12 protein-coding genes are annotated in these 11,960 nt (G+C 40.7%); 7 read left to right on the forward strand and 5 right to left on the reverse strand.

Annotated features, from left to right (window positions below; genetic code table 11):
* Positions 1 to 123 precede the first annotated feature (123 nt).
* Positions 124 to 1,260 (reverse strand): endonuclease/exonuclease/phosphatase family protein, encoded by a 1,137-nt coding sequence (locus MMO38_RS08905; protein WP_241323287.1) that lies wholly within the window; start codon positions 1,258 to 1,260, stop codon positions 124 to 126.
* 186 nt (positions 1,261 to 1,446) lie between these two features.
* Between MMO38_RS08905 and asd the strand changes: the two genes are divergently transcribed.
* The 5 genes from asd to truA all read left to right on the forward strand — a co-directional run bounded on the left by asd (position 1,447) and on the right by truA (position 7,294).
* The gene (gene asd / locus MMO38_RS08910) at positions 1,447 to 2,565 is read left to right on the forward strand and encodes an aspartate-semialdehyde dehydrogenase (RefSeq protein WP_004668535.1); all 1,119 of its coding nucleotides are present in this window, start codon (positions 1,447 to 1,449) and stop codon (positions 2,563 to 2,565) included.
* 186 nt (positions 2,566 to 2,751) lie between these two features.
* A complete protein-coding gene (locus MMO38_RS08915; protein ID WP_241323288.1) occupies positions 2,752 to 4,179 on the forward strand; it encodes a FimV domain-containing protein in 1,428 nt (475 codons plus the stop codon).
* A gap of 64 nt (positions 4,180 to 4,243) precedes the next feature.
* Positions 4,244 to 5,452: a FimV domain-containing protein gene (locus MMO38_RS08920; protein ID WP_241323289.1), complete on the forward strand. Its 1,209-nt coding sequence runs from the start codon at positions 4,244 to 4,246 to the stop codon at positions 5,450 to 5,452.
* 63 nt (positions 5,453 to 5,515) lie between these two features.
* On the forward strand, positions 5,516 to 6,481 hold the full coding sequence (locus MMO38_RS08925) for an asparaginase domain-containing protein (RefSeq protein ID WP_241323290.1): 966 nt from the start codon (positions 5,516 to 5,518) through the stop codon (positions 6,479 to 6,481).
* Between the two features lie 15 nt (positions 6,482 to 6,496).
* On the forward strand, positions 6,497 to 7,294 hold the full coding sequence (truA, locus tag MMO38_RS08930; protein WP_004668529.1) for a tRNA pseudouridine(38-40) synthase TruA: 798 nt from the start codon (positions 6,497 to 6,499) through the stop codon (positions 7,292 to 7,294).
* Positions 7,295 to 7,340: 46 nt separating this feature from the next.
* Here the strand turns inward: truA and MMO38_RS08935 are convergent, their stop codons facing one another.
* Positions 7,341 to 8,351, reverse strand: coding sequence for an AraC family transcriptional regulator (locus MMO38_RS08935; protein WP_004668526.1), 1,011 nt, complete (start codon positions 8,349 to 8,351; stop codon positions 7,341 to 7,343).
* Positions 8,352 to 8,580: 229 nt separating this feature from the next.
* Here MMO38_RS08935 and infA point away from each other — a divergent pair, with 229 nt between their 5' ends.
* Both infA and MMO38_RS08945 read left to right on the forward strand, forming a co-directional pair.
* Entirely contained in the window at positions 8,581 to 8,802 is a 222-nt protein-coding gene (gene infA, locus MMO38_RS08940; RefSeq protein WP_001284370.1) for a translation initiation factor IF-1, read from the forward strand.
* A 232-nt stretch (positions 8,803 to 9,034) separates the two neighbouring features.
* Positions 9,035 to 9,442, forward strand: coding sequence for a hypothetical protein (locus MMO38_RS08945; protein ID WP_241323291.1), 408 nt, complete (start codon positions 9,035 to 9,037; stop codon positions 9,440 to 9,442).
* Positions 9,443 to 9,499: 57 nt separating this feature from the next.
* Here MMO38_RS08945 and leuB read toward each other — a convergent pair whose 3' ends face one another.
* The 3 genes from leuB to leuD form a co-directional block, all read right to left on the reverse strand.
* A complete protein-coding gene (gene leuB, locus MMO38_RS08950; protein WP_241323292.1) occupies positions 9,500 to 10,579 on the reverse strand; it encodes a 3-isopropylmalate dehydrogenase in 1,080 nt (359 codons plus the stop codon).
* A gap of 43 nt (positions 10,580 to 10,622) precedes the next feature.
* On the reverse strand, positions 10,623 to 11,198 hold the full coding sequence (locus MMO38_RS08955) for a hypothetical protein (RefSeq protein WP_004668520.1): 576 nt from the start codon (positions 11,196 to 11,198) through the stop codon (positions 10,623 to 10,625).
* A gap of 114 nt (positions 11,199 to 11,312) precedes the next feature.
* A complete protein-coding gene (gene leuD, locus MMO38_RS08960; protein WP_241323293.1) occupies positions 11,313 to 11,960 on the reverse strand; it encodes a 3-isopropylmalate dehydratase small subunit in 648 nt (215 codons plus the stop codon).

The following is an 11,960-nucleotide window of genomic DNA, read 5'->3' on the forward strand; positions in this document are numbered from 1 at the left end:
TTGCTATCCTTAAGCGGAAATCCATTCCTGCATCCTTGTGCTGATGTATTTAGAATAAACCTTTTAATCTTGTAGGACTATTCGCTACAGACCTAAATCATTGTACGATATTGCTTACACCGTTCATTGTTTATCTGGCGTCGCCATCATCGCCTTATGTGGTTGGGCAAGCTCATCTACCACCGCCTTTTCTTCTCGCTCCGCCTTTTCTATTCCCTCTTGAATTGCTTGCTGTGCTTCTTCTTCATCGGCTTGCGTTTGCTCCAACTCTTGCTGCTGTTGCTCAAAAATCCGCCCCGTCTGCAATACAACATAGACAGGAAAGTGATCTGAACCAATATAAGGTAATCGCTTCATATCGACCAAACCAAAATCAGCACTATGGAAAATATGATCCAAAGACCACCGTAATAATGAATAATCAGCATGGAAAGTATTCATAAAGTAGCGACCTACTCGTGGATCGAGTAAACCACTGATACGCTGAAACAAGCGAGTTGTTCTTGACCAAGCCACGTCATTTAAATCCCCCATCACAATACAGCTTTGATCTAAGTCTTTAATTCGATCACCTACAATTAAAAGCTCAGCATCTCTCAAGGTCGAATCTTTGGCTTCAGTAGGGCTAGGTGGTTTAGGATGTAAACAATATAGTTGAACCTGAACCCCTGAACGTAACTGTAAAGTTGCATGAATCGATGGAATTTCATCACTTAAAATAAATTTAACTTCAGTGTTATTTAACGGCAAACGGCTATATAGATGCATGCCATAAAGATTATCCAACGGCACTGCCACTCGATAGGGATAATCTTCCTCTATCGGCTTTAATGCATCTTGCCAAGCAATATCTGACTCAAGTGTTAACACAACATCCGGTTTTAAATTTTCAATCTGTTGCAGTAATAAGTGATATTTATCATTGGGTGTTAAGACATTGGCAACAAGTAAAGAAATTTGCTGTTCAGGATTTAATTGATCCTGACCCACCTGTTGAACTTGTTTCTTCCATATCGGGGTATAAGGCAACACCATTTTTAATTGATAGGCGACTGCTGCGATCACACCTAAAAGTAATATTTCTCTTTGTAAAGTCCACTCAGCGGGTATAAAAAGCAAAGCAACTAAAGTCGCTATTCCAAACGCTAAGATCTGTAATCGAGGAAAGTCTGCCCCCCTAAACCACCATTCATCACGGGGAATCAAGGACCATACACTTAACCAAATAACCAATACTGCGCAAATCTCAATCCATATCATGTTCATTTTACTCTTGGAGATTTCGTGGATTTTCAATAAAGTTACGGCTTTATCAATTTTTCATCTAACACAAACAAATAATTCCACACAATAAATCAACTGTTTTATTCATGTAACACTTGCAGTTGCGTTCACTTTTGATACACTCAAGCCCCTTAAAAGTTTTTACATACCGAGGCAAATGACATGAAAGTAGGTCTGGTCGGTTGGCGTGGGATGGTTGGTTCTGTCCTGATGCAACGTATGGTTGAAGAGAATGATTTTGCTCACATTGAGCCATTCTACTTCTCTACCAGTAATGCAGGTGGCGAAGCTCCTTCATTTGGTGGTAAGACTGCCCCAGCACTTATGGATGCAACAGACATTAGCAGTCTGAAGCAAATGGATGTCATTTTAACCTGTCAAGGTGGTGACTACACCTCTGAAGTTTTTCCAAAACTGAAAGCAGAAGGTTGGAACGGTTACTGGATTGATGCAGCATCAACCCTGCGTATGGCTGATGATGCCATCATTGTACTTGATCCTGTCAATTTAAATGTGATCAAAGATGGTTTAGTCAATGGCACTAAAACCTTCGTTGGTGGTAACTGTACTGTTTCTTTAATGTTGATGGGCTTAGGTTCACTGTTCCAAAATAATTTGGTGGAATGGGCAACCTCGATGACGTATCAAGCAGCATCTGGTGCTGGTGCACAGAATATGCGTGAACTGATCACGGGTATGGGTTATTTGTATAACAACACCAAAACATTATTAGATGATCCAAAATCTGCGATTCTAGATATTGACCGTCAAATCGCTGACTTACAACGTGGCGACGATTTCCCTAAAGCAAACTTTGGCGTGCCATTGGCGGGTTCATTGATTCCATATATCGACAAACAACTCGAAAGTGGTCAATCAAAAGAAGAGTGGAAAGGTCAAGTCGAAACCAACAAGATTTTGGGTAATCAGCAAATCGTTCCAATTGATGGTCACTGTGTTCGTATCGGTGCAATGCGTTGCCATTCTCAAGCCATCACATTGAAACTCAAAAAAGATGTGCCACTTGATGAAATCGAAGAGATGATTCGCAACTCAAGCCAATGGGCGAAAGTTGTTCCGAATACTCGTGAAGCGTCGATGACTGATCTTACTCCTGTAGCGGTAACGGGTACTTTAACAGTTCCTGTCGGCCGTCTACGTAAACTCAATATGGGTAAAGAGTATTTAGGCGCATTTACAGTAGGCGATCAACTCCTTTGGGGTGCGGCAGAGCCATTGCGTCGTATGCTACGTATTTTAGTTGAATACAAGAACGCCTAAGCAAAATAACACCAAAAACCAAAAGCCGATCACACTTGATCGGCTTTTTATTATTATTAAATATGAACAATTTACAATTCATTTACATCACGGTAATGTATACTCAGACCTTGTTGATCTTTCACCATGGCTGAAATATCAGCAGGCTTTATGACCTAACTAAAACATCACTTTTCATGGATCGAGATGACTGTTAATAACAAATTAAAAATTGCCATTTTAGCCATTTTATCTTCGCAACAACTTTATGCGATTACCTTTGACCCACTGCAAATCAAGTCTGCACCGGGTGAGTTACTTTATGCAGAAATGAGCTTCCATCAAGCAGATCGAAATTCTAAATTTGACGTAAGTCTAGCCACACCAGAGGATTTACGCATGATGGGGGCTATGCATCAACCTCCGTCACAACTCAATTTTTTTACACGTCACAATAATCGAGGTGAAGGAGTCATTGTCATTACTTCATCACGCCCGATGATTGATCCTGAACTGAATATTATCCTTAAAATTAAAGAAGGCGAATCTGCACACTTAAAGCATATTCGACAACCGATACGTAAAAATACAATAACTGCATCAGAGACCAAAACCAGTAGTGAGAAATCACTGACACCCAAGTTTATTGTCAGTGAAAAAGATATTGCCTTAAATCTACCTGAAAGCACACGCTATATCGCAAGCACCCAACCTGATTTAAAACATGAAAAACTGCTGAATGTACCCTTTGCACTTCCGCCGGTATTGAATATTTCAGAAACCCGCGTTGCTACAACCACCAATACCACAGTGCAGCCAATCGAACAAACTACGAATACTCAAGTGGCCTCCGTTGCTTCCACAGCCCAAGACCAACAAGCAACAGCCGTGAAGCATGACAGCACAACATTCGCATCAGAAAATCAAACAGTAAGTACTCCAGCGCAAATGAAGCCTATAATCTCTGAGAGCGAGCTGAAGGGCACGGAGATTGAAAATGCGCAACAAAACAGTAAAACTCAACACCAAGCTAAAAATACCACTCCACCAGCAAAGAAAAAAACCGCAGCAGACCATTCAACACTCGTAAATAACCAAAAGCATGTAGTTCAACGCAATGAATCATTGTGGAGTATTGCTCAGCGGATTTCTGCTGAAACCCAACAACCCCTCCCACAAGTAATGAAACAGATTAAAGCACAAAATGAACATGCCTTTATCGGAGGAAGTGCCAGCCGACTTAGACAAGGCTCACATTTAAACTTCGATCTTAATTCAATCCCTGCTCGCAAAAATCAAAATGCCGATCCAGTTGCAGCAAAAACTTTAGCTGCACCTGCCGAAAAATCCAAATATCGCTTACAACAAGCAGAAATGTCTTTGGTCGCTGAAAGCAATCAAGATTCGAGCACAGGAAGTGCCAAAAAAGACACATTACAACAGAAAACCAGCGCTGACTTATCATTAAAAGTTATGACAGCACGGGAAAAAACCGTTACATTACAAAGAAACGTAACACAGTTGGAATTGGCCTTACGCCAGAAGGATCAACGGATTCAGCTTTTAAATGCTCGACTTGCTGAGCTGCAAGATCAACTGAAAGCGCAGCAGGAAACTAAAAAACCAACACGCTGAGTTATGGAAGAAGATTCTCAAAGATTTGGATAAAAGCGGTTCTATTTTTTAAGGGGTATGGATCATGTCAACGATAATAATTGTATTGCTCGTCATCGTATTGGTCGTTGCGATCGTTTTAAAGAAACGTGAGAACACTCAAAATCATGCGGCATCCAAGAAAAGTGCCAGCAAGACAGCAAAGAAAGCAGCGACGCGCACTGCACTCGCACGTGAAGAACGAGAGTCTGCCCCTCCAGCAACGACTGCAATTTCAGAAAGCTTGCGTCAAAAACTTACGCAACAAATTCAAAGCGGTAACTATCAATCTGCCGAAGCACAAATCAATCAAGCTTTAAAGCAAGACAACTCCCAACATGAGCTTTATCTATTTTTACTTGATATCCATTTAGCACAAAAGGATGACTTTGCGATTGATCAATTGATCAAGCATGTACACGCACTAAAGCTCGCGGATATTGCACAAGCCGCTGAAGCAAAAAATCAAGAACGCATCAAAAATTCGCAATCATTTGATAGTATCGATTTCAAATCGCATTCAACACCATCATTTGTTGAAACAGCAGAAATACCAAATAAAACGGCCGACTTTGATGCATTAGTCCAAACATCGGCTAAACCGACTTTTGAGGATATACAATCTGAATACACTGCTCCTGCTGAGCAAGAGAAACCTGTTGAAGCAGCGGCACAGGTTCAAGCTTTAGATTTCGACTTTTCCTTTGAACAGAAAGAAACCGTCAAACCGACGACTGAGCTACAACAGCAACCTACTTTAGACTTTTCATCCGCCTCAGCACCTGCGACTGAAGCATTATCGGGCAATGACGCAAAACCTGAATTAGATTTTAATTTCTCTAATTTAGATGCAACATCTAGCCAGAGTGAAATCAAAAATGACAATATCACCGAAACGTCTGGCTTAGATTTCAATATTGATCAACCACAACATCATAGTGAAAAACAAGCAGCGACTGAAAAAACTGAGTTTTCTTTTGACCTTGCAGAACCTACCACAGCTACTGAACCAAGCCTAGAAGTCGCTGAGCCGATTCCACAAACACCAACTGTAGAACTCAACGATCCTTTAGCTCAATCATTCCCAGATTTACAACAGTTAGATGAAGCTCAACTTAACTTAGATCTAGCTGAACAATATATTGAGCTTGGTGCTTATGCATCTGCCCGTGAACTATTACAAAACCATCAGCTTCAACTCAACCAAGAACAACAACAACGTTCAGAAAAATTACTCAATAAAATAGCGTCTTGAAGCGTATCGGTCTAATATAAGCAGTCTCTATGACTGCTTTTTTATGATGAAAAACTTTTTATTATGCAAAAGATCGCTTTAATTTATATGGGTGGAACTTTTGGCTGTGTGGGTGAACCACTGATGCCAATGCCAGAACAAAAATTTTTACCAGCACTCAAAAAAGTGATTCCACCTCACTTAGATGTAGAGTGTTTTGCCGCACCCAGTATTCAAGATAGTAGCGCATGTACAGCGACTGATTGGTTGCAGTTAGTACAACAAATTCAACAGTTACAACTCAAAAATTATCAGCATTTCGTGATTATTCATGGCACTGATACTTTAAGCTATGCGGCAGCAACGCTTGCACGCTTTTTGGGGCATTCTTGCCACGCGATTATTACGGGCAGCCAATACCCCTTACTCAATATTGAAGGCAATGATACCAGAGAGTTTACAGATGCATTGAGCAACTTATCTCTTGCACTTGAGCAAGTCATACAACGGCCTGCAGGGGTTTATCTGGCATTCCATCATCAAGTTTTCCACGCACAAACGACATTAAAGGTACACACCACTGAACTTGATGCTTTTGCAGGTAAAGATGCAAATCAAACCTGTAAAACGACGGCTGATTATTTTATTGTTCAAAATGAACATATTGAACAAGCCGCACAACTCAGTATGCTCAATCTTATGCTACAACCGATTGGCAAAGAGCAACTGTTATCGCAGTTAAATAATATCTTGGCTGCACCACCAAATTTCCTCGTGTTACAAGGATTCGGCACTGGCAATATCGCAGTGAATGATGAGATTTTAGCGTTATTTGACGCACTCTATCACAAACAATGCCTTTCAATTATCAGCACTCAAGTGACCTTTGGACAGCTTGATCAGCGCTATGCGGTGAGTGCTTGGATTAAATCAGCTAAAGTTTTGATCAATGATTGTCACTGCCATGCTGATTTATATGCAAAAGTGCTGCAAATGTATTTAAAATACCCGACCCATGATCAATGGTTTGAGCATTGGCAGCAACACTAATCTTGAGGTTAAGACATGCAACGTTATGCAATCGGTATTGAATTTTGCGGTACTCAATACCGTGGTTGGCAAACCCAACAAGCGGGCATTGCAAGTGTTCAAGAAACCATTGAAAAAGTCCTCAGCAAAGTCGCCAACGAAACCATTATTTTACATGGTGCAGGACGTACCGATGCAGGCGTACATGCCACTAATATGGTGGCACACTTTGATACTGAAGCCATCCGCCCTGAACGTGGTTGGATCATGGGTGCAAATAGTCAACTTCCTAAAGATATTTCGATTCAATGGATCAAATGTATGGATGAAAATTTCCATGCACGTTTTAAAGCAATTGCGCGACGTTATCGCTATGTTGTTTATAACGCTCCAATGCGACCTGCGCTACTACACAAACAAGTCACTCATCTCTATCAAAACTTAGATGTGAAAAAAATGATCGCTGCCGCAGCAAAGTTTGAAGGCACTCATAATTTTGAATCTTTCCGCGCCGCAGCATGTCAGTCCAATCAACCCGTGCGTCATGTCAAACATTGTCGTCTGTTTGAACATGGTCGCTACCTCGTACTCGATATTCAAGCCGATGGTTTTTTACATCATATGGTCCGAAATATTATGGGATGTTTGCTTGAAATCGGACAAGGGCTCTATGAAATTGAACATATTGACACCATGTTTGCTGCTGAAGATCGCAAGGCGGCTGGTGTGACAGCACCAGCGGATGGGCTTTATTTTATTCAGGCATATTATCCAGAGCACTTTGACTTACCACAGCCGCCACTGGGACCGCAATGGTTAAACTTGGCTGAATAAAAAAAGCCTTATCTTTCGAGATAAGGCTTCGTTGAATCAGTTTAAATCACTGGCGCTGTTTACGTTTACGATATTCCACTGGGGTTTCGTTGGTCCAACGTTTAAATGCACGATAGAAAGTACTTGGTTCAGAGAAACCTGTTAAATACACAATACGCTCAACACTTTCAGTGGTATTTGCGAGTAATTTTTTCGCTAGACGACAGCGATAATCTGAAAGAATTTGCTGAAAACTGGTATTTGCTTCGCTGAGCTGTGTTCTTAGGCGGCGCGGTGTAATATTGAGTTGCGCTGCAACAGTTTCCAAGGTCGTCTCACCGCTTTCCAAGGTCGAACCAATCGCACGACGAACTTCACCAACGAGATCATAGCGTGCAAGCTCTTGTAATTTTTCAATGGCAAGCTGTTCATGCAATTGTAGTAGCTCTGGTTCAGCTTGCCACAAAGGATAATCTAACACCGCAGCATCAAAATAAAGTCGGGTCTCTTTTTGCCCTAAGCTAACGGGGCAGCCAAATACTCTAAAATATTCGTCATCCTCAGCCCCTTCACTGAAATTAAAATCAATATAAATTGGCTGAAATTGACCTTCAGTAATAAACTTAAAGAAACGTAAAATACCAGAAAATACACATTCAGAAAAATGACGATTAACAAATTGGTCAGGCCATAATTGTTCACCGTTACTTAAATAACAGCGCCCATCTTCAACAATAAGTTTCGCATCAAAAGCATCACTAATCAGACGTTGGTAAGCCAGTGCTCGCTTTAAGCCCTCACCAAAGGTTTCACTACTGATAAATAAATGCTCAATCACTTGACCACGATATAGCGGTAAATATTCCCCTAAATGCAGCCCGATATCTTGATCATTACTCACATCCCGAGCAGCAATCCAAAATGCATGCTGTGCACTTAATGGCGTTCTCGCATTGGTATCAACTTGATTGAGTGCAACCCCTGCCTTTGTTAAAATCTCTTCGGTTGGTAATCCTGCTTTACGAATTGCCTGATAACCAAAGCGCAATACAACCGATGCATCTGTTAACTGACCCACGCAGTGCCCTTCCCTGTAGATACTTTATTGTGACAATGAACAATAAATTTAGATTAACGTTGATTGACCAAACTGACAACACTATTCTGCTTCTTTTGTTAAAAAAAATTTATAAATTGTCTGACAGTTCTTTTGATTAATATCTGACAGCCTTGCTTAGCTTATATCTTGTAAATTTTAAATAAATTGACTATAATTTGCGCCTTTCCAATTTGATCTCAGGTAGGCTATGGCCAATAAAGAGGAACTCATTGAGTTCGAAGGCGTTGTCACCGAAACGCTTCCTAATACGATGTTCCGTGTACGTTTAGAAAACGGTCACGAAGTTATTGCTCACATTTCTGGTAAAATGCGTAAACACTATATCCGTATTTTGACAGGTGACAGTGTAAAAGTTGAAATGACACCTTATGATTTGACAAAGGGTCGTATCACTTATCGTGCGCGCTAAGAATTAGTGAATGCAAAAAAGCCACATCTCGTGGCTTTTTTTACAAGCTATAAGAAGCGAATGCGCTATTTAACGGTCTAGCAATGACTTAAATGTTTAAGATATCCTCAGCGATATATTAGTATTGCTGTAATATAATATCGTCTCCAGAACGGATAGATTTAAATACGTCTCTCGCGCTCGCTGATCAAATATAAAAATTATTTATTCCAAAAATAAGGAAATAGTCACAATGCATTATAAATTTTTTATTATTTTCTTCGCATTACTATTACAAGGTTGCGCAACACCGGGATGGCAATCTGTTCAACTGCAAGATTACTTACAGCCTTATATTGGGCAGTCTGCCGATGACATTCAAAACAAGATCAATTTGAACGATTTAGGCTTTCAAACGTTAAAACAACCTAAAAAAACTGATCGTTCTTTGATTTTCACCGTACTGCGTCCAATCAACATTCCAGTGCCGATGCCACAATCATTTGGTGAATCTGGTTCAGGCATAGGGAGTTCTGCACGTATAGGTGCGGTTCAAACGGGTCAACAATCCTACGATGTGAATTTTTATTGTCATATTATTTTTGAGTTAGATCAGCAACAGATTGCGCGTTCAATTCGCTATGAAGGCAAAGCGTGCTAAATCAATATACCAAATAAAAAACGCAGCCTTTTTAGCTGCGTTTTTTCAATATAGACTCTAGCTCAGTGCTGAAACAACCGCCTCACCCATCGCATCTGTCCCCACTTTGGTCATGCCTTCAGACATAATATCCGCGGTACGTAAACCTTGATCTAATACTTGACCAACAGCATCTTCAATCGCTTTGGCTGCTGCTTCTTCACGGAAGGTATAACGCAACATCATCGCAACTGAAAGCACAGTGGCAAGTGGATTTGCGACATTTTGACCTGCGATATCTGGTGCAGAACCATGACATGGTTCGTACATGCCTTTACCCTTTTCATCCAATGATGCTGAAGGCAACATACCGATTGAGCCCGTCAACATTGCTGCTTCATCCGACAAAATATCGCCAAATAAATTGCCTGTGACAATCACATCAAACTGTTTAGGTGCACGGACCAATTGCATCGCAGCATTATCGACATACATGTGCGATAACTGAATATTTGAATATTGCGCTTGCTGTAAATCGGTTACTGTTTGCTTCCACAACTCGGTCACTTCAAGCACATTGGCTTTATCGACTGAACACACTTTACCACCACGTAAGCCAGCCAGCTCAAACGCGACTTTAGCAATACGCTTGATTTCGCTTTCGGAATAAACGTCAGTGTTGTAGCCTTGTTTTTCACCGTTTTCGAGTTCACGGATACCACGTGGCTGACCGAAATAAATACCACCTGTCAGCTCACGCACAATCAGAATATCTAAACCTGCAACAATTTCTGGTTTTAAGCTTGAAGCGTCAGCCAATTGTGGATACAAAATCGCTGGACGCAAATTGGCAAATAAATTCAGCTCACTGCGGATTTTGAGTAAACCACGTTCAGGACGAATCGAACGTTCGATGCTGTCCCATTTAGGACCACCTACAGCACCTAATAAAATTGCATCTGCTTTTTTGGCTTGTTCACTGGTCACAGCTGGATAGGGTTCGCCATGTGCATCAATTGCTGAACCACCGAGCAAACCATGTTTCCATGTCAAACCTAGATTAAATTTATGATTGACCTTGGTTAAAACTTTTTCAGCAGCGCCCACGATTTCAGGGCCAATACCATCACCCGCTAAAATTAAAATATGTTTAGACATCTATTTTTCCAGTTTGATATAAGCAGTTTACACTGCAAGCCAATTAAACTCTTCTTTCAACAAACTCGCCTAAGCCTTTACGGACATCATAAGATCGGCAAAAACGGCGAATCGTGCGTTGTTCCTGCTGCAAATCAACACATAGCGGGTCAGGTGCAGAGACATTTAATAAACTCCCCGAACCAGATGGCCTATCTCTATACATTTTAAAGGTATAGTTTAAATAAGGCTTGAATTCATGAATGACATGAAAAGTCTCCGCACGATCTAAAGAGATTGGATAAAAGCGAATCACGACCTCATATTCTTTGGCAGGAACACTCAGATAGACTTGTTGTTTTCGACTAAAAACCGAACCTTGTAGTCTCACAATGCCTCGCTCCATCGCCTCTCGACTGATGCGATGCGAGGTCGCATTAATCACCTCAGTATCATCGATACGTGCAAATTCACAATTTTCTACGCCTGAACAATATAAAGTTGCGTTATTCGCTCTCTGCTCTAAAGTATTTTGAGCAATACGAACTTGATCAACCACATTTTGTGTATTCTGACAGGCAGTTAAAGTCGTACCAACACATAAACACAGCAAAATATTGCGTGCTAATATCCTTCTCATTGTTCGGGCCCAGTCCTCATGTCATATCAACATGCAAGCAAATTAATCTTTGTTTGCATGTTAACAAGAGTTGTATCGCTACGCCATGATTATGTTCAAATTGTATTCAAACAATTAGGCTTTGATTTCATCAAATACCCAAGGACGCACTTGTTTGGCTTTCGCTTCAAAATCTCGAATCTCATCAGCCACTTGTAAAGTTAAACCAATGTCATCTAAACCATTCAGCAAACAATGTTTGCGGAATGGATCAATTTCAAAATTGAAGGCTTCACCTGTTGGCGTACGTACTTGTTGTGCTTCCAAATCAATGGTCAATTGATAACCTTCTTCAGCACATTCTTTGAATAACTGATCCACAATCTCTTCAGACAAGATCACAGGCAACATGCCATTTTTAAAACAGTTATTAAAGAAAATATCTGCAAAGCTTGGCGCAATCACGGTACGAAAACCATATTCATTGAGTGCCCAAGGCGCATGTTCACGACTTGAACCACAACCAAAATTGGTACGCGCTAGCAAAATCGTTGAACCTTGATAACGAGGCTGATTCAAGACAAAATCAGGGTTTTTAGGACGTTTACTAATGTCTTGACCTAAATAGCCTTCATCTAAATAGCGTAATTCATCAAATAAGTTATCGCCGAAGCCAGTGCGCTTAATTGATTTTAAAAACTGTTTCGGAATAATTAAATCAGTATCCACATTGGCACGATCTAAAGGTGCAACAATACCTTGTTCTACAGTATATTTTTCCAT

Source organism: Acinetobacter sp. NIPH 1852, assembly GCF_022549455.1.
Lineage (GTDB): Bacteria > Pseudomonadota > Gammaproteobacteria > Pseudomonadales > Moraxellaceae > Acinetobacter.

Bases quoted from the DNA above. Each gene is read 5' to 3' on its own strand.
- asd (WP_004668535.1), top strand. From the start codon at position 1,447: ATGAAAGTAGGTCTGGTCGGTTGGCGTGGGATGGTTGGTTCTGTCCTG.
- MMO38_RS08905 (WP_241323287.1), bottom strand. From the start codon at position 1,260: ATGATATGGATTGAGATTTGCGCAGTATTGGTTATTTGGTTAAGTGTA.
- leuD (WP_241323293.1), bottom strand. From the start codon at position 11,960: ATGGAAAAATATACTGTAGAACAAGGTATTGTTGCACCTTTAGATCGT.
- MMO38_RS08955 (WP_004668520.1), bottom strand. From the start codon at position 11,198: ATGAGAAGGATATTAGCACGCAATATTTTGCTGTGTTTATGTGTTGGT.
- truA (WP_004668529.1), top strand. From the start codon at position 6,497: ATGCAACGTTATGCAATCGGTATTGAATTTTGCGGTACTCAATACCGT.
- MMO38_RS08920 (WP_241323289.1), top strand. From the start codon at position 4,244: ATGTCAACGATAATAATTGTATTGCTCGTCATCGTATTGGTCGTTGCG.
- MMO38_RS08925 (WP_241323290.1), top strand. From the start codon at position 5,516: ATGCAAAAGATCGCTTTAATTTATATGGGTGGAACTTTTGGCTGTGTG.
- MMO38_RS08945 (WP_241323291.1), top strand. From the start codon at position 9,035: ATGCATTATAAATTTTTTATTATTTTCTTCGCATTACTATTACAAGGT.
- MMO38_RS08915 (WP_241323288.1), top strand. From the start codon at position 2,752: ATGACTGTTAATAACAAATTAAAAATTGCCATTTTAGCCATTTTATCT.
- infA (WP_001284370.1), top strand. From the start codon at position 8,581: ATGGCCAATAAAGAGGAACTCATTGAGTTCGAAGGCGTTGTCACCGAA.
- leuB (WP_241323292.1), bottom strand. From the start codon at position 10,579: ATGTCTAAACATATTTTAATTTTAGCGGGTGATGGTATTGGCCCTGAA.